This window comes from Arthrobacter sp. TE12231 (genome assembly GCF_054062895.1).
On sequence record NZ_JBSSFS010000001.1, the window covers coordinates 1,166,792 to 1,183,080 of the forward strand.

Below are 16,289 nucleotides of genomic sequence, written 5' to 3' on the forward strand. Positions count from 1 at the left end.
AGCGTAGGACATCGGTGCAGCCGGGGAAAAGGCGGCCTCCGAATGTGAAGCGTTTTGTTACGTGCGCGCCGCAATGCGCACGTCGGCCGAAGAAACGACGGCGGCGGCCCCGGAATGGGGGCCGCCGCCGTCGTTTGTTCGATTGTTGAGAAAGGTCGGACGATCCTAGAGGAAGTCGTCGAGTCCGGGGTTGAGCCGCTTGAGCACTTCCGAGTGGAGGATCGAGTTGGTGGCCAGGGCGTTGCCACCGAAGGGGCCGTCCTCGCCCTCGAGCGAGGTGAAGCGGCCGCCGGCTTCGGTGACGATCGGCACGAGGGCGGCCATGTCGTAGAGGTTCAGTTCGGGTTCGCAGGCGATATCCACCGCACCCTCGGCCACGAGGCAGTAGGACCAGAAATCACCATAGGCGCGGGTGCGCCACACTTCCTCGGTGAGGCCCAGGAACTCGTCCAGGTTTCCGCGTTCCTTCCAGCCGCCGAGGCTGGAGTAGGACAGCGACGCGTCCTCGAGCTTGGAAACGTTGGACACCTTCAGCCGGGTGGCGGAGGCCAGGGAGCGGCCGGTGTAGGCGCCCGCGCCCTTGGCCGCCCACCAGCGCTTGCCCAGGGCCGGCGCACTGACGACGCCGACCACCGGTTCGCCCTCGTCAACGAGGGCGATCAGGGTGGCCCAGACCGGGACGCCGCGGACGAAATTCTTGGTGCCGTCGATCGGGTCAATGATCCAGCGCCGGGAGCCGTGGCCCGAGCTGCCGAATTCCTCGCCCAGGACCGCGTCGCGCGGCCGGGAGCGGGAGAGCTGGCCGCGGATGGCCTCTTCGGCGGATTTGTCGGCGTCGGTGACCGGGGTGAGGTCGGGCTTCGTCTCGATCCGAAGGTCGAGCGCCTTGAAGCGGCTCATGGTCTGGGAATCGACGGAATCTGCCAGGACATGGGCAAGGCGCAGGTCATCGTTGTAGCTCGAATCGGTTTGGCTCATGGTTCCAAACTACCGTCTAAGCGGGCGGGCCGCCGGGAGGCCGCGGTGCTGCGCCGCGGGCCGGTGAGGGGCCGGATTAGGACACAGTGCCGAGTTCCTTGGTGTCCTGCGCTTCCATCCGCGGGTCTGTGCCCAGCAGCCGGCGCAGGGAGGCCAGCCTTGCCGGCCCGGAGGGACCCGCATGCCCGGCCGCAACCCATGCATCGACGCCGCAGTTGACGGCGGTGGAGTCGTGCTTGCAGCCGCGTTCGCAATCGTCCGTGCCCGGTTCCAGGTCCGGGAAGGACCTCAGGATCCGGTCCGGATCCACGTGGGCCAGCCCGAAGGACCGGATGCCGGGGGTGTCGATGATCCAGCTGCCGGCCGGGGCATCGTTGACTTTTAGCGCCAGCGCGGAGGAAGACGTATGGCGGCCGCGGCCGGTCACCGCGTTGACGCCTCCGGTGGCACGTTCGGCCCCGGTCAGTGCGTTGACCATGGTGGATTTGCCGACGCCGGAATGGCCCAGCATGACGGTGACCTTGCCGTCGAGGTAGCCGCGGAGCTGGGAGACGGCGTCCTTGTCGAGCCGGGCCGAAAGGCCGTCGTCGGAGCGGGCGTCGATGCCTGATGCGGCGGAGTCCGCCGTCTTGGAGATGATGACGGGGAAGTCGAGGTGCGTGTAATTGGACAACAGCTCGGCGGGATCCTTGACGTCGGCCTTGGTGACGAGCAGCAGCGGCTCAATGCCGGCGTCGTACGCGGCCACGAGCGCGCGGTCGATGAAACCGGTCCGGGGCTCGGGATTGGCCGCCGCCACCACCACCACGAGCTGGTCGGCGTTGGCCACAACGGCCCGTTCGATCGGGTCCGTGTCATCGGCACTGCGGCGCAGCAGCGTCTTGCGGTCCAGGATCTTCACCAGCCGGGCGAGGGTGTCAGGTTCACCGGTAACGTCCCCGACGAGGGAGACGAAGTCGCCGGCCACCACGGGATTGCGGCGCAGTTCCCGGGCCCGTGCGGCGATGATCTTGCGTTCCCCGGGGGTGCCTTCGCCGACGACGGCGGTGTAGCGGCCGCGGTCAACGGTGATGATGCGGCCCGTGACGGCGTCGTCGTAGCTGGGCCGGTCCTTGGTGCGGGGCCGGGAGCCCTTCTTGTTCGGACGGATCCGGACATCGGACTCGTCCCAGGAATCAGTGCTGCGTGCCACCGGCGCCGTCCTCGTCCGCGGTGGGTCCCTGCGCCAGCATGGCTTCCCAGAGCCGTGGGAAGTCGGGCATCGTCTTGGCCGTGGTGGCGATGTCCTCGACCTCGACGCCCGGCACGGCCAGGCCGAGGATGGCGCCGGCCGTGGCCATGCGATGGTCTGCGTAGCTGTGCACGACGCCGCCGTGCAGCTTGGCGGGCCGGATGATGAGTCCATCCGTCGTTTCCTCGGCGTCGCCCCCGAGGCGGCTGATCTCGGCGACGAGGGCGGCGAGCCGGTCTGTTTCGTGACCGCGGAGGTGCGCGATGCCGCTCAGCCGGGAGGGGCCGGTGGCGAGGGCGCAGAGCGCGGCGACGGTGGGGGCGAGTTCGCTGGTTTCGTCGAAGTCGCCGCCTTTGATTTCGCGTCCGCCGGTGACGGTCAGGGTGCCGGCGTCGAGCGTCACGGTCGCCCCCAGGGCGGCCAGGATGCCGCGCCAGAGGTCACCGACCTGCGTGGTCCCGGCGGGCCAGTTGGGGATCCGCACGGTGCCGCCGGTGGCGAGGGCCGCCGCGAGGAACGGGCCGGCGTTGGAGAGGTCCTGCTCGATCCGCTGGTCGAACGCGCGGATCGGGCCGGGGGAGACCACCCAGTGGTTCGGTACCGAGTCATCGACCGTGACGCCCACTCCGCGCAGCACGGCCACCGTCATGTTGATGTGGTCCAGGCTCGGCACGGGCCTGCCTGCATCTTCCCTGCTTTGGTGTTCCAGGTGGAGCCCCTCGGTGAAGCGGGCGCCAGCCAGCAGCAGGGCGGAGACGAACTGGGACGATGCACTGGCGTCGATGACGAGGTGGCCGCCGCGCACTTCACCCGTGCCGTGCACGGTGAAGGGCAGCGACGACGCCGGACCGCCGTCGGGCGCGCTGACCGCCACGCCCAGGCCTGCCAGTGCCTCGATGATGGTGCCCATCGGCCGTTTGCGGGCGTGCGGGTCTCCGTCGAAATGTGACTCTCCGCGGCGCAGCGCGGCCACCGGCGGCACAAAGCGCATGACCGTGCCGGCCAGGCCGCAGTCGATCGCCGTTTCCGCCGCGGCGGCGTCCAGGCTGATCGGGATGATTTCCAGGTCGGGGCCGAACGCGCCGTCGCCGGGAACTTCCGTCACGGTGGCCCCCAGTTGCCGCAGGGCCGCAATCATCAGCGCTGAATCCCGGGAGTGCAGGGGCGCCCGCAGGCGGGACGGCCCGTCCGCGAGGGCCGCGAGCACGAGGTACCGGTTGGTCAGGGACTTGGAACCCGGAACGGTGACGGTGGCGTCGACCGGCCGTGCCGCGAACGGCGCGGGCCAGGGCGGAGCGGCATCGGCAGCATGGCGGCCGGCTGAGCGGGACGGGGTAGCTGCGGAGGGGGTGGTGCCAGTCATTACCGTCTTAGGCCCCGGCCTTGTGGTCGACGGCCTTGCGGACCACTTTGTCGGCCTTCTTCAGCCGCTTGTTGGTGGTCTTCTTGGCATCGGCCGCGAAGTGGCTCGCGTTCTTCTTCGCGTCCGCGGCGAAGGTGCCGGCGCGCCACGCCAGGCTGGGCTTGCCGGCGGTGTCGACGGCAGCGAGCAGCGCGCCGCCGGTCAGGGAAACGTTTTTCAGGAGCTGCTTGCGGCGGGCGTCGCGGGCTTCCTTTGAGGAGATGTCCGCGCTGCGCCATTCCACGTAGCTGTTGAGGGCCGAAATGACGGCCAAGACGGTGGCCGCCAGCCGGGCGGACTTGCCAAGGGCGAAGCAGACGCCGGCGCCGACCTGGGTTCCGCCAATCGCGCGCGCCAGGACCTTCTCATTGACCTGGAACGGCAGTGCGTCGGCGGTGCGCCGCAGCAGGGGAGACAGCTGTGCCGCAGTGTCATCCGCATTCTTGAGCTTGTGCACGCCGGCGAGGACGAAACTGGAGGCGAGCATGGGCCGGGCGAGAAAGCGGACAATCGACATGAATTTCCTCCTGGATGGACGAACTGCGGATTTACTGCGGGAGAACCGGTTCTAGTCTTGCACTTTTGCGGAATATTTGCCTGCCGGACGTGGTTGTGAAAGGCAGGTTTAAGCACGGCTAAGGAAGGCGGAGATTTGACGCAAGTGTTGGACAGAACGGAACTGGAAGCCGGTTCCGGGCAGCCGTGGACCGTCGCGCTTCCGGGAGTTCCGGGTGCCCGGCGGAAGGTGACAGTAGACTTGGACGCAATGAGCACCATGGACCCGGCCGTTACGGCCATGCACGAGGTTGCCGGAAACGACGCCACGCCCACCCCCACACCTGATGCCAGTGCGGCCGCCGCCCTGGAAACCGAGGTGGACGGCAAGCCGCTGGACGTCTCCACCGAGTCCGCGGAAGAGCGCCGGGCGCGCTTTGAACGCGACGCGATGCAGTACGTGGACCAGTTGTATTCCGCGGCCATGAGGATGGCCCGGAATCCCTCGGACGCCGAGGACCTGGTCCAGGAGGCGTACACGAAGGCGTTCTCGGCCTTCCACCAGTACAAGCCCGGCACCAACCTGAAAGCCTGGCTGTACCGCATCCTCACCAACACCTACATCAACCTGTACCGGAAGCGTCAGCGCGAGCCCCTGCAGTCGAATTCGGACACGATCGAGGACTGGCAGCTGGCCCGCGCAGAGTCGCATACGTCCTCGGGACTGCGTTCGGCTGAAGCCGAGGCGCTTGACCACCTGCCCGATTCCGATGTGAAGCGCGCCCTCCAGTCGATTCCCGAGGAATTCCGGCTGGCCGTGTACTTCGCCGACGTCGAGGGCTTCGCGTACAAGGAAATTTCAGACATCATGAACACCCCCATCGGGACCGTCATGTCCCGGCTGCACCGCGGCCGGAAGATGCTGCGGGACATGCTTGCGGACTATGCCGCCGAGCGGGGATTCAGGGCCGCCACCGAGTCAACCAGCGCGGCCGACAGCAACAAACAGGAGAACAGGAAATGAGCGACTGCCAGGGACTGGGCGATTGCGACGACGCCCGGATGCAACGTATCTATGAATATCTGGATGGTGCGCTCACGCATAAAGACATCGCAGAGATCAAGGACCACCTGGACAGTTGCCCGGAGTGCCTGGAGCAGTACGACCTCGAATGTGTCATCCGCGTGATGGTCAAGCGTTCGTGCACCGAAGCGGCTCCGGAGAACCTCAAGAACTCCATCCTGGACCGGATCCACTCCATCCGGACCGTGGAAGCCTAAGCCGCACAGCGAAAGACCCCAAAGCGAAAGACCCCGGAACCGTGAGGTTTCCGGGGTCTTTCACTTAAAGCATTCAATCCTAGCCGTGGCTTAGGTGTTGGGGCGCTTACCGTGGTTCGCGCCGCCACGCTTACGGTCACGACGTTTACGTGCACGCTTGCTCATAGCTGGCCTCCTTAATCTTGGTACTCAAAAGAGCTGCCCTCAAGTCTCCCACATCACGGCACCCGCCGCGAACCGGCGACCTCAGCGACCGGGCTCATGCCTCGAGTGAGTTGCGGATCGAGATCCGGGCCTGATCCAGCACTGTCCTGACGGTTTCGAGCGTGACGGCGGTGACGGGGTGGCTCCCGGCGTGGCGCCGCAGTTCCACCCGCATGTCGTCGCGGAAGGCCTGGACGAGCAGTTCGGCCTCCTTCAGCCGCCGTTCCCCCTCCGGCGAGTACCGCGTGCCCGCGACGCCGGCAGAGCCCGTCCCGGCCGCCGTCCCTGCGGCACGGGCCGAGGTGCGCGCCGCCTCCGCCGTTGCCGCGAGATCGGCCCGGAGGCCGCGCATGTTGACGCGGATGTCCTGGCGCAGGTTGTCGGCGAGCCGGCGGACCGAGGCCGAGATGTCGTTTTCGACGCCGGCGAGCTCGTCCCGGCGGCTGTTCAGCTCCCTGAGCCCCGCCGGGGTGATGCTGTAGTTAGTGCGGCGGCCTTCCGTGTGGGTGGCCACAAGCCCTTCCTCCTCGAGCTTGCCCAGGCGCGGGTAGATGGTTCCGGCGCTGGGGGAGTAGGTGCCGCCGAACCGCTCGCTGAGGGCCTTGATGAGCTCGTAGCCGTGCTTGGGTCCTGATTCGAGCAGGGCGAGCAGGTACAGCCGGAGTGCTCCGTGGGCGAAGACGGGAGGCATCAGAGCACCGGTTCGGTGTCCGCGGTGGGGTGGCCGTGGAAAATCGATGTCTTTCCCGAGACCGAGTTGGTGCGGACCAGCATCAGCTTGGCGTCCGGGCCCGCAATGGTCTGCACCGTGCCGTTGGGCTGGGAATACCTCAGGTCGTTAATGACCACTGCTCCGCTGGCGGATTTGGCGATGATGTCCACGCCGACGTCGTGCGGCAGCCGGATGGTGACGTCACCGGAGACCGAATTGGCGCCGAAATCCTGGGTGAAACCGTGGAGGTCGAAGCTCAGGTCGCCGCTGACGGTGTTCGCGCGGATGTGGCTGAAATGGCCCGAGGCCGTTACCTCGCCGGAGACGCTCTTGGCGGTCAGGACGCCGCGGTGGTTGCGGGCGATCACTTCGCCGCTGACCGTGTTGACGGAGAGGTCCCCGGAGGTGCCGTCGGCCAGCACGGACCCCGAGACCGTGTTGAGCCGGGCGTGCCCGCTGGTCCCGGAGACCATGCCGTCGCCGCTGACCGTTCCGGCCTCCACCTCGACGCCGGCGGGCAGGGCGATGCTGATGACGACCGAGTTGCTGCTGTGGTTGTTGACGGTCCCCATGAGGTTTTTGAACCAGCCCTGCGGGCCGTGGAGCTGGTGGCGGACTTCCAGGCGGCCGTCGATGACGGAGATGGTGAGCGGGTCGCCGGTGATTTCGGAGACTTCGATCCTGGCCACGTCTTCGTCATGGGTGACGATGTCGAAGCGGCCGCGGACGATGCCGAGCTTTAGCGAGCGGACGCCGTCGACGTCGATGGTCTGCGGGCCTGTCACGGTCCACGTGTTCTCTGACATGGTTCCTCCGGAAAATGCGAAAAGCGGCTGGACAACTAACGATATATCGCGACTATGAAGTCACGATATATCGCGCTTTCCGGCGGGTCAAGATATATCGCGAAATTCCCGGGAGAGCCGGCCGGGCTACTCCGGCGCCTCGATGCCGAGCCATTGGAACCAGCCGCGGTGCAGCACCAGCCACGCCATGAGTCCGTAGCCGGCCTGGCCGGGCGTGCCGCCGTTGGCTGCGAGGTCCTGGCGCCATTGTTCGTGGTTCAGGAGCGGCGAGAAGGTATCCACGTAGAGGTGCTTGCGGCGCGTGGTGACGTCGGCGAACGCCGTGTTGAGTTCACCGAGCCGGCGGTTCTGCGCGGGGTCGAGGGTGGGCGGCGGCCCCACGACGAAGACCTCGATCTTGTTCTGCGAGGCGGAGTCCAGGATGTTGGCGAGGTTCAGCCGGCTGCGGGCCGTGGACAAGCCGAATTCGATGTCGCGCCCGGATAGGCCGATCACCAGGCGGTTTTCGTGGTGGTTGCCGAAGCGGCGGCCCGCCTCCTCGAGCCAGCGCGCGGCAATTCCTTCGGTGCCCTCTTCCGGGCATGGCAGGGGGTAGCACTCCAGGGCGACGCTGTCCTGCGGGGTCCGGGCCAGCACCCGGCCCAACCAGCCCAGAGCCCGCGGATCACCGAGCCCGGCCAACAGCTCGTCCCCAACGGCTGCGATCCGCAGCTTCCGATCTTCCACGACTACCTCTTCACTTCAACGCTGTCCATCAAGCTGACCACTAACAGTCCATTAAACAGAGCTGCCCGGCCGGAGTGTTGTGTTTCAGTCTCCGGCCGGGCAGCAATGACGCTATTTACGCGCGAATGCCTGCTTGAGCAGGGTGTCCTGCTCGGCCGCGTGGCGCTTCATCGACCCTGCGGCGGTGGAAGCCGAGGCGGGGCGCGAAATGAGGCGGACCCGGCGGTCCAGGGCGTCCGGCAGGTTCAGGCCGATGAACGGCCACGGACCCTGGTTCGCGGGTTCGTCCTGGGCCCAGACCACTTCGGCGTTGGGGTACTTGGCCAGCTCCGCGGCGATCTCGGCGGCCGGCAGCGGGTAAAGCTGCTCGACGCGCACGATTGCCGTGGTCTTGTTCTCGGTCTTCTGCCGGGTGGACAGCAGATCGTAGTACAGGCGTCCGGAGACCAGCAGGACGCGTTCGACGGCGTCCGCCTGCAGTTGCTCGTGCTCCGGGATGACCGGACGGAACGAGCCGGTGGTGAAGTCCTCCACGGAGGACGCCGCCGCCTTGAGACGCAGCAGCTGCTTCGGCGTGAAGATGATCAGCGGCTTGCGGGGCCTGCTGTACGCCTGGCGGCGCAGCAGGTGGAAGTGCGAGGCCGACGTCGTGGGGTTAGCCACGATCATGTTCTCTTCCGCGCACATCTGCAGGAAACGCTCGATCCGGGCCGAGGAGTGGTCCGGGCCCTGGCCCTCGTAGCCGTGCGGCAGCATCAGAACCAGCGAGGACCGCTGGCCCCACTTCTGCTCGGCGGAGGAGATGAACTCATCGATGATGGTCTGCGCACCGTTGACGAAGTCACCGAACTGGGCCTCCCAGAGCACCAGGGCATCCGGGCGCTCCACGGAGTAGCCGTACTCGAAGCCCATAGCCGCGTATTCGGAGAGCAGGGAGTCGTAGATCCACAGCTTGGCCTGGTCCTCGGACAGGTGGGCCAGGGGCAGCCACTCGTCGCCGTTGGCGCGATCGTGGAAGACGGCGTGACGCTGCACGAAGGTGCCGCGGCGCGAGTCCTGGCCGGCGAGCCGGACCGGGACGCCTTCCATGATGAGCGAGCCGAACGCGGCGAGCTCGCCGAAGCCCCAGTCGATGCCGCCTTCACGGGACATGGCCTCGCGCTTCTCCAGCAACTGCTTGAGCTTGGCGTGGACGGTGAAGCCCTCCGGGATCTCGGTGTGGGCCTTGCCGATGCGGGCCAGGGTATGCGCGGAGATCGCGGTGGACGTCGGGGTGCTCACGCCGGAATCGGACTGCTGGGCCATGGGGCGTTCGAGATCGGACACCGCGGCGGAATCGGCCGTGATGATCGGGATCGGGGACGTCTGGGCGGCGTGGGTCTCTGCGAAGACGCGTTCCAGGCGTTCCTGGTAGTCGCGCAGCAGCTGCTCGGCTTCTTCCTCGGTGATGTCACCGCGGCCGATCAGCGATTCGGTGTACAGCTTGCGGACCGAACGCTTGGCTTCGATCAGGTTGTACATCAGCGGCTGGGTCATCGAGGGGTCGTCGCCCTCGTTGTGGCCGCGGCGGCGGTAGCACACCATGTCGATGACAACGTCCTTGTGGAACCGCTGGCGGAACTCGTAGGCGAGCTGGCCGATGCGGACAACGGCTTCGGGGTCATCGCCGTTCACGTGGAACACCGGCGCCTGGATCATCTTGGCGACGTCCGTGGAGTAGGTGGAAGACCGCGAGGACGACGGGGCGGTGGTGAAGCCGACCTGGTTGTTGACCACGATGTGGATGGTTCCGCCGGTGCGGTAGCCGCGCAGCTGGGAGAGGTTCAGGGTTTCGGCCACTACGCCCTGGCCGGCGAAAGCGGCGTCACCGTGGACCATGATCGGGAGCACGGGGAATGCCTCGCCCTGGTCCAGGCGGTCCTGCTTGGCGCGGACGATGCCTTCAAGGACCGAGTCGACGGCCTCGAGGTGCGAGGGGTTCGCGGCGAGGTAGACCTTGGTCTCCTTGCCGTTGTCCGAGGTGAAGGTGCCCTCGGTGCCGAGGTGGTACTTCACGTCCCCGGAGCCCTGGACCGAGCGGGGGTCCTGCGTGCCTTCGAATTCACGGAAGACCTGGGCGTAGGTCTTGCCGGCGATGTTGGTGAGCACGTTGAGCCGGCCGCGGTGGGCCATGCCGATCGCCACTTCGTCGAGTTCGTCGTCGGCGGCGTCAGAGATGATGGCGTCCAGCAGCGGAATCAGGGACTCACCGCCTTCCAGCGAGAAGCGCTTCTGGCCGACGAACTTCGTCTGCAGGAACGTCTCAAAGGCCTCGGCGGCGTTGAGCTTGGAGACGATGCGCAGCTGCTCGTCGCGGCTCGGCTTCGAGTACGGGTGCTCGATCTGGTCCTGGAACCATTTGCGCTCGGCCGGGTCCTGGATGTGCATGTACTCGATGCCGGCGGTGCGGCAGTAAGCGTCGCGGAGGACGCCGAGGATGTCCCGGAACTTCAGCATCGGCTTGCCGCCGAAGCCGCCGGTGGGCCATTCGCGGTCCAGGTCCCACAGGGTCAGGCCGTAGGTCAGGACGTCGAGGTCCGGGTGCTTGCGCTGGACGTACTCAAGCGGATCGGTGTCCGCCATGAGGTGGCCGCGCACGCGGTAGGCGTGGATCAGCTGCTGGATCCGGGCGACCTTGTTGATCTCGTCGGCAGGGTCTACCTGCAGGTCCGGGCTCCAGCGCACGGGCTCGTACGGGATGCGCAGGGACTCGAAGATTTCGTCGTAGAAGTTCTGCGCACCCAGCAGGAGCTGGTGCACAAGCTTGAGGAACTCGCCGCTGCCGGCACCCTGGATGACGCGGTGGTCATAGGTGGAGGTCAGGGTGAGGACCTTGCTGATGGCGTTCTGCGCGATGATCTTCTCGCTGGCGCCCTGGAACTCGGCCGGGTAGTCCAGTGCGCCGACGCCGATGATGGCGGCCTGGCCCTTGGAGAGGCGGGGCACCGAGTGCACGGTGCCGATGCCGCCGGGGTTGGTCAGGGACACGGTGGTGCCGGAGTGGTCGTCCGCGGTCAGCTTGCCGTTGCGGGCGCGCTTGATCAGGTCCTCGTAGGTGTGCCAGAACTCGGAGAAGTTGAGGGTCTCCGCTTTCTTGATGTTCGGCACCATGAGCAGGCGGGTGCCGTCAGGCTTCGGCATGTCGATCGCGATGCCGAAGTTCACGTGCGCCGGCTGGACAGCCACCGGCTTGCCGTCGATCTCGTCGTAGTAGACGTTCATCGAGGGGAACTGGGACAGGGCGCGGATGACGGCGTAGCCGATCAGGTGTGTGAAGGAGACCTTGCCGCCTCGGGCGCGGGCCAGGTTGGAGTTGATGACCACGCGGTTGTCGATCAGCAGCTTGGCCGGGATGGCGCGGACGCTCGTGGCGGTCGGCACTTCCAGGCTGGTGACCATGTTCGACGCGATGGCCTTGGCCGGGCCGCGCAGGACGGAGACGACGTCCTCTTCCGGCGCCGTCGGAGCTTTGACGTTCTTGGGCAGCTGTGCCGGGATCGGTGCGGTGCCGGGGCCGGCGTCGGAGGTCTTGGAGCCGTCCCGGGCGACGGTGGCCGGGGCTTTCTTGGCTGCGGGGGCCGGAGCGGGGGCTGCGGGCGCGGCGGGCGCAGGTGCGGAGGGCGCAGCTGCTGCCGGCGCTGCGGCGGCAGGCGCTACAACGGGAAGTTCACGGGTGGCAGGATGCACAGCGACTGCTGTGCCGGACGTTCCGTTGGCGGAAGAGGCGTCACTAGCTGCAAAGGATTCGAACAGGGGCCACCACTTGGCGTCGACCGTGTTCTTGTCCTGCTGGTAACGCTCGTACAGTTCGTCAACGAGCCACTCGTTTCCGCCAAATTCCTCTGGTAGACGGTGGCTAGGCTGCTCTGGCACTTGAAATACGCCTCTTCCATGAGTTTGATTCCCTCTGGCTTCCACGGTGCTTCGGCACAACGATCGAGCCAGTCTCTGCGTCCAGTGAACCCAGACCCATGCCAGTCTAGTGACGATTCTTGCCAAACCGCCAATAAGCGTGACTCAAATCATGATCTGCCCCGGCGGCCGCTGAATTGGCGTGAAGATGTCGTGCGGAACCGGCGAGGATGCAGCGGCTGCCGCACCTGAAATCGCCCCTAGAATCGAGGGAGAACCGTTTGGTGCCGAAGGTGCCAGCTAAGGAGCAGCCGTGCGTTTCCTGAATGAACCCACCACCGATCTGACCTACTCCGACCTCTTCCTCGTTCCGTCCCGTTCCGATGTCACCTCGCGCCTGGACGTGGATCTCGCGGCCGACGACGGGACCGGCTCGGCAATTCCGCTGGTGGCGGCGAATATGACGGCGGTGACGGGAAAGCGGATGGCAGAGACGATGGCCCGCCGCGGCGGCCTGGGCGTCCTGCCGCAGGACGTCCCGCTCGATGTCATCCGGGACGTTGCAGCCTGGATCAAGGGCCGCCACCCGGTCCTCGAGACCCCCGTCACCCTGGCGCCCACGGACACCGTGATCGATGCCCTGCACTTGATGGGCAAACGGCCGCACGGGGCCGTGGTGGTGGTGGACGCGGCGGGCGCCGTCACCGGAGTGGTCCGTGCCGCCGACTGCGAGGGCCAGGACCGTTTCGCGTCGCTGGCCTCCGTCCTGCGCCACCAGCCGCTCGTGCTGGATGCCGGGATGCTCGGTGACGGAACGCTGGCGGGCGGACCGGCCGCGGATGCTGCCGGCGCTGCCCAGTCGCTCCGCCGCGCCTTTGAAGCGATGGACGCCGCGGGGACGGACTATGCGCCGGTGCAGCAGGACGGTGTCCTGGCCGGTGTGCTCACCCGCAAGGGCGCCCTTCGCTCCACCATCTACCGCCCGTCCCTGGACGAGGACGGCAAACTCAAGGTGGCTGCCGCCGTCGGGATTAACGGTGACGTGGCCGGGCGGGCGGCCGAACTCCTGGCTGCCGGCGTCAACGTGCTGGTCCTCGACACCGCGCATGGCCACCAGCAGAAAATGTTCGACGCCCTGGCCGCCGTGAAGGGACTCAACCCCGGCGTGCCCGTCGTGGCCGGCAACGTGGTCACCGGCGAGGCCACCCGGGAACTCATCGAGGCCGGAGCGGACATCGTCAAGGTCGGCGTGGGTCCGGGCGCCATGTGCACCACCCGCATGATGACGGCCGTGGGCCGCCCCCAGTTCAGCGCCGTTCTGGAATGTTCCGCGGCGGCGCGGGACGCCGGGGGCCGGGTGTGGGCCGACGGCGGTGTGCGCTACCCGCGCGACGTCGCCCTGGCCCTGGCCGCCGGGGCGAGCCAGGTCATGATCGGGTCCTGGTTTGCCGGCACTCACGAAAGCCCGGGAGACCTTCAGCTGGACGCGGGCGGCCGGCAGTACAAGGAGAGCTTCGGCATGGCGTCCGCACGCGCCGTGCAGAACCGCAACCAGCGCGAGGGCGCCTTTGAGAAGGACCGCAAGGCCCTCTTCGAGGAGGGCATCTCCACGTCCCGGATGTACGTGGATCCGGTGCGGCCCGGCGTCGAGGACCTGCTGGACATGATCACCGCCGGCCTGCGCAGCTCCATGAGCTACGCCGGCGCCGCCGATCTCGCCGCCTTCCGCGAACGTGCCGTGGCCGGCATTCAGTCCGCGGCCGGGTACGAGGAAGGCCGCCCCGTCCCGCAAAGCTGGTGACGCCGCAGCTCGGGGGCTGGCGGCGGCTGCTCCTGTAGACTGAAATTCTTATGGACAGTAAATCTAGGTGCCGGCCTGGGGGCTGTCAGCGAAGAACGGAAACCGTTCCCGCGCAGTCCACCCGCAGAGCCGGCAAACCCCGTTCACGCGCCCATCACTCTCCGGCCATTCGCCACTCCGGAGCCTTCCAGGACACAGGGTCGGCTGCCGCCGACCATCCTCCGCCGGCCCGCCGACTCCAGCCACTCCACACCCCGCAACGGCACCGGCTGTGCGCCGCCTCTCCGGAAGCAGGCCATTAAATGGAATGGCTTCTCCTCGTAGCAGGGCTCCTGCTCATCCTCGGCACCGGTTTCTTCGTTGCCGTGGAATTTTCCCTGGTCGCCCTTGACCAGACGACAGTGCAGCGCGCGGTCGACGGCGGAGACGCCGCCGCCGAGCCTCTGCTCAAATGCCTCAAGTCCCTCTCCACCCAGCTCTCCAGTTGCCAGCTCGGCATCACGATGACCACGCTGCTGACCGGCTACGTCATGGAACCGTCCGTCGGCAAGCTGCTCGAAGGCCCGCTCGCGGCCATCGGAGTACCGGCAGCGGCGGTCGCCTCCGTCTCCCTGATCCTCGCGATGGCGCTCGCCACCCTGCTCTCCATGGTGATCGGCGAACTGGTGCCCAAGAACATGGCGATCGCCCTGTCCTTCCCGATCGGCAAGGCCGTTGCCCGGCCCCAGCTGGTGTTCACCGCGATCTTCAAGCCCGCAATCGTGGTCCTGAACGGTTTCTCCAACAAGGTCCTGAACGTCTTCGGCCTGGAGGCCAAGGAGGAAATCTCCGGCGCGCGCACGCCGGCAGAACTCGCCTCCCTCGTGCGCCGCTCCGCGGCCATGGGCACGCTCGACGCCGGAACGGCCAACTTCATCGCCCGGACCCTGAAGTTCTCCGGCCGGACCGCCGCGGACGTCATGACCCCCCGCATCCGGGTGGAGACCATCGACGCCGACCAGCCTGTGTCGGACATCGTCGAGGCCGCCAAGCGCACCGGCTACTCCCGTTTCCCGGTGATCGGCGAGTCGTCCGATGACATCCGCGGCGTGGTCCATATCAAGAAGGCCATCGCCGTTCCCGCGGACCGCCGCGCCAAACTGCAGGCCGGCGCCATCATGACCGATGTTCTCCGGGTGCCCGAAACCATCCACCTGGATGCCCTCCTCGCCGAACTGCGTGAGGGCAACCTGCAACTGGCCGTCGTCCTCGACGAGTACGGCGGAACGGCCGGCGTCGCCACGCTGGAGGACCTCGTGGAGGAGATTGTCGGGGAAGTGGCCGATGAACATGACAAAGTCCGGCCGGGGCTGCTACAGAGCGCCTCGGGCGACTGGTACTTCCCCGGGCTGCTCCGGCCCGATGAACTCTCCGAACAGATCCCGGGCCTGACCGTGCCCGACGAAGCTGCCTACGAAACGGTGGGAGGCTACGTCATGAGCCAGCTTGGCCGCATCGCGGCAGTCGGCGACACAGTCGACGTCGTCGGCGGAACGCTCAGCGTGACCCGCATGGACGGCCGCCGGATCGACCGGATCTGCTTCCGGCCCGCCCGGGTCCCGGGCAGCGGCCAGCCCGCCAGCCAGGCAGGTGCCGCGTGAGCGACTGGGCAGGAATCCTGTGGCTTGCCGTCCTGCTGGTCGGCAACGCCTTCTTCGTGGCGGCTGAATTCGCCATCATGTCCGCCCGCCGGAGCCAGATCGAGCCGCTGGCCGAGGCCGGCTCGAAGCGCGCGCAGACCACCCTGCGGGCCATGGAAAACGTCTCCCTCATGCTCGCGTGCGCCCAGCTCGGCATCACTGTCTGTTCGCTGCTGATCCTGCAGGTGGCCGAACCCGCGATCCACCACCTCCTGGCGGTGCCGCTGGAAGCGGCGGGCATCCCGATGGAGGCCGCCGACCTCGTGGCCTTCGCCGTCGCCCTGCTGGTGGTGACGTTCCTGCACGTCACGTTTGGCGAAATGGTGCCCAAGAACATCTCGGTGTCCGTAGCGGACAAAGCGGCGCTGCTGCTGGCTCCGCCGCTGATGTTCATTGCCCGCGTCGTGAAGCCCGTCATTGCGGCCCTCAACTGGTCCGCCAACCACATCCTGAAGCTGATGCGGATTGAGCCGAAGGATGAGGTCACGTCCTCCTTCACCCTGGAGGAAGTGCAGTCGATCGTGCAGGAATCCACCCGCCACGGGCTCGTGGATGACGACGCCGGGCTCATCACCGGAGCGCTGGAGTTCTCGGAGCACACGGCGTCCCACGTGATGGTCCCGCTGCACAAGCTCGTCATGCTCAAAGCGGCCACCACGCCGGCGGAATTCGAAAAGGCAGTGAGCCGGACCGGTTTTTCGCGCTTCCCGATGCTCGACGACGACGGCATGCTGTCCGGGTACCTCCACATCAAGGACGTGCTGTCCATCCCCGACGCCGGATACCACCAGGCGATTGCGGAAAGCCGCATCCGGTCGCTGGCGAACCTAGCCATGGACGACGAAATCGAGAAGGCCATGTCCGTCATGCAGCGCACAGGCTCGCACCTGGCCCGCGTGATCGGTCCCGACGGGCTGACCCAGGGCGTGCTGTTCCTGGAAGACGTGATCGAGCAGCTGGTGGGCGAGATCCGCGACGCGACGCAGGCTACCGGCTACCGGAGGCTCGGCCAGGACCAGTAGCGCATTGCCAGCAGCGGACGGGCGGCACGGCGCCGCGCCGGGTATCCCTAAATAGGAATGA

14 protein-coding genes are annotated in these 16,289 nt (G+C 67.1%); 5 read left to right on the forward strand and 9 right to left on the reverse strand.

Annotated elements, in window-relative coordinates; all coding sequences use genetic code 11:
* Positions 1-165: 165 nt before the first annotated feature.
* From hisN to ACVWYS_RS05320, 4 genes are all read right to left on the reverse strand, one after another.
* The gene (gene hisN / locus ACVWYS_RS05305) at positions 166-978 is read right to left on the reverse strand and encodes a histidinol-phosphatase (RefSeq protein ID WP_456509424.1); all 813 of its coding nucleotides are present in this window, start codon (positions 976-978) and stop codon (positions 166-168) included.
* Between the two features lie 76 nt (positions 979-1,054).
* The gene (rsgA, locus tag ACVWYS_RS05310) at positions 1,055-2,170 is read right to left on the reverse strand and encodes a ribosome small subunit-dependent GTPase A (protein WP_116766875.1); all 1,116 of its coding nucleotides are present in this window, start codon (positions 2,168-2,170) and stop codon (positions 1,055-1,057) included.
* Positions 2,154-3,572 carry a 3-phosphoshikimate 1-carboxyvinyltransferase gene (gene aroA, locus ACVWYS_RS05315; protein ID WP_456509425.1) on the reverse strand — a complete coding sequence of 473 codons (1,419 nt, stop codon included), beginning with the start codon at positions 3,570-3,572 and terminating at the stop codon, positions 2,154-2,156. Before aroA ends, rsgA begins: the two co-directional genes overlap by 17 nt.
* A gap of 7 nt (positions 3,573-3,579) precedes the next feature.
* Positions 3,580-4,128, reverse strand: coding sequence for a DoxX family protein (locus tag ACVWYS_RS05320; RefSeq protein WP_091249357.1), 549 nt, complete (start codon positions 4,126-4,128; stop codon positions 3,580-3,582).
* Between the two features lie 249 nt (positions 4,129-4,377).
* On the opposite strand from ACVWYS_RS05320, the gene ACVWYS_RS05325 reads away from it, so the two are divergent.
* Together ACVWYS_RS05325 and rsrA are read left to right on the forward strand one after the other, a co-directional pair.
* Positions 4,378-5,130 (forward strand): sigma-70 family RNA polymerase sigma factor, encoded by a 753-nt coding sequence (locus tag ACVWYS_RS05325; RefSeq protein ID WP_116766922.1) that lies wholly within the window; start codon positions 4,378-4,380, stop codon positions 5,128-5,130.
* Positions 5,127-5,387: a mycothiol system anti-sigma-R factor gene (rsrA, locus tag ACVWYS_RS05330; protein WP_116766878.1), complete on the forward strand. Its 261-nt coding sequence runs from the start codon at positions 5,127-5,129 to the stop codon at positions 5,385-5,387. The genes ACVWYS_RS05325 and rsrA overlap by 4 nt, the downstream gene beginning before the upstream one ends.
* Before the next feature lie 90 nt (positions 5,388-5,477).
* Here the strand turns inward: rsrA and ACVWYS_RS05335 are convergent, their stop codons facing one another.
* The 5 genes from ACVWYS_RS05335 to ACVWYS_RS05355 all read right to left on the reverse strand — a co-directional run bounded on the left by ACVWYS_RS05335 (position 5,478) and on the right by ACVWYS_RS05355 (position 11,747).
* Entirely contained in the window at positions 5,478-5,552 is a 75-nt protein-coding gene (locus ACVWYS_RS05335) for a 50S ribosomal protein bL37 (protein ID WP_369299106.1), read from the reverse strand.
* Positions 5,553-5,646: 94 nt separating this feature from the next.
* Positions 5,647-6,282, reverse strand: coding sequence for a PadR family transcriptional regulator (locus tag ACVWYS_RS05340; protein ID WP_456508605.1), 636 nt, complete (start codon positions 6,280-6,282; stop codon positions 5,647-5,649).
* The gene (locus tag ACVWYS_RS05345; protein WP_456508606.1) at positions 6,282-7,109 is read right to left on the reverse strand and encodes a DUF4097 family beta strand repeat-containing protein; all 828 of its coding nucleotides are present in this window, start codon (positions 7,107-7,109) and stop codon (positions 6,282-6,284) included. Before ACVWYS_RS05345 ends, ACVWYS_RS05340 begins: the two co-directional genes overlap by 1 nt.
* A gap of 126 nt (positions 7,110-7,235) precedes the next feature.
* The gene (locus ACVWYS_RS05350) at positions 7,236-7,835 is read right to left on the reverse strand and encodes a GDSL-type esterase/lipase family protein (RefSeq protein WP_091249367.1); all 600 of its coding nucleotides are present in this window, start codon (positions 7,833-7,835) and stop codon (positions 7,236-7,238) included.
* Positions 7,836-7,946: 111 nt separating this feature from the next.
* Positions 7,947-11,747, reverse strand: a complete 3,801-nt coding sequence (locus tag ACVWYS_RS05355) for a multifunctional oxoglutarate decarboxylase/oxoglutarate dehydrogenase thiamine pyrophosphate-binding subunit/dihydrolipoyllysine-residue succinyltransferase subunit (RefSeq protein WP_456509426.1) — start codon at positions 11,745-11,747, stop codon at positions 7,947-7,949.
* A 292-nt stretch (positions 11,748-12,039) separates the two neighbouring features.
* On the opposite strand from ACVWYS_RS05355, the gene ACVWYS_RS05360 reads away from it, so the two are divergent.
* The 3 genes from ACVWYS_RS05360 (at position 12,040) to ACVWYS_RS05370 (ending at position 16,228) form a co-directional block, all read left to right on the forward strand.
* Positions 12,040-13,527, forward strand: coding sequence for a GuaB1 family IMP dehydrogenase-related protein (locus ACVWYS_RS05360; protein ID WP_456509427.1), 1,488 nt, complete (start codon positions 12,040-12,042; stop codon positions 13,525-13,527).
* A 302-nt stretch (positions 13,528-13,829) separates the two neighbouring features.
* On the forward strand, positions 13,830-15,167 hold the full coding sequence (locus ACVWYS_RS05365) for a hemolysin family protein (RefSeq protein WP_456508609.1): 1,338 nt from the start codon (positions 13,830-13,832) through the stop codon (positions 15,165-15,167).
* Positions 15,164-16,228: a hemolysin family protein gene (locus tag ACVWYS_RS05370; protein WP_116766884.1), complete on the forward strand. Its 1,065-nt coding sequence runs from the start codon at positions 15,164-15,166 to the stop codon at positions 16,226-16,228. Before ACVWYS_RS05365 ends, ACVWYS_RS05370 begins: the two co-directional genes overlap by 4 nt.
* Positions 16,229-16,289: the final 61 nt, after the last annotated feature.

Excerpts from the sequence above, each read along its gene's own strand:
- aroA (WP_456509425.1), bottom strand. The coding sequence starts at position 3,572 with ATGACTGGCACCACCCCCTCCGCAGCTACCCCGTCCCGCTCAGCCGGC.
- hisN (WP_456509424.1), bottom strand. The coding sequence starts at position 978 with ATGAGCCAAACCGATTCGAGCTACAACGATGACCTGCGCCTTGCCCAT.
- rsrA (WP_116766878.1), top strand. The coding sequence starts at position 5,127 with ATGAGCGACTGCCAGGGACTGGGCGATTGCGACGACGCCCGGATGCAA.
- ACVWYS_RS05340 (WP_456508605.1), bottom strand. The coding sequence starts at position 6,282 with ATGCCTCCCGTCTTCGCCCACGGAGCACTCCGGCTGTACCTGCTCGCC.
- ACVWYS_RS05325 (WP_116766922.1), top strand. The coding sequence starts at position 4,378 with ATGAGCACCATGGACCCGGCCGTTACGGCCATGCACGAGGTTGCCGGA.
- ACVWYS_RS05365 (WP_456508609.1), top strand. The coding sequence starts at position 13,830 with ATGGAATGGCTTCTCCTCGTAGCAGGGCTCCTGCTCATCCTCGGCACC.
- ACVWYS_RS05320 (WP_091249357.1), bottom strand. The coding sequence starts at position 4,128 with ATGTCGATTGTCCGCTTTCTCGCCCGGCCCATGCTCGCCTCCAGTTTC.
- ACVWYS_RS05345 (WP_456508606.1), bottom strand. The coding sequence starts at position 7,109 with ATGTCAGAGAACACGTGGACCGTGACAGGCCCGCAGACCATCGACGTC.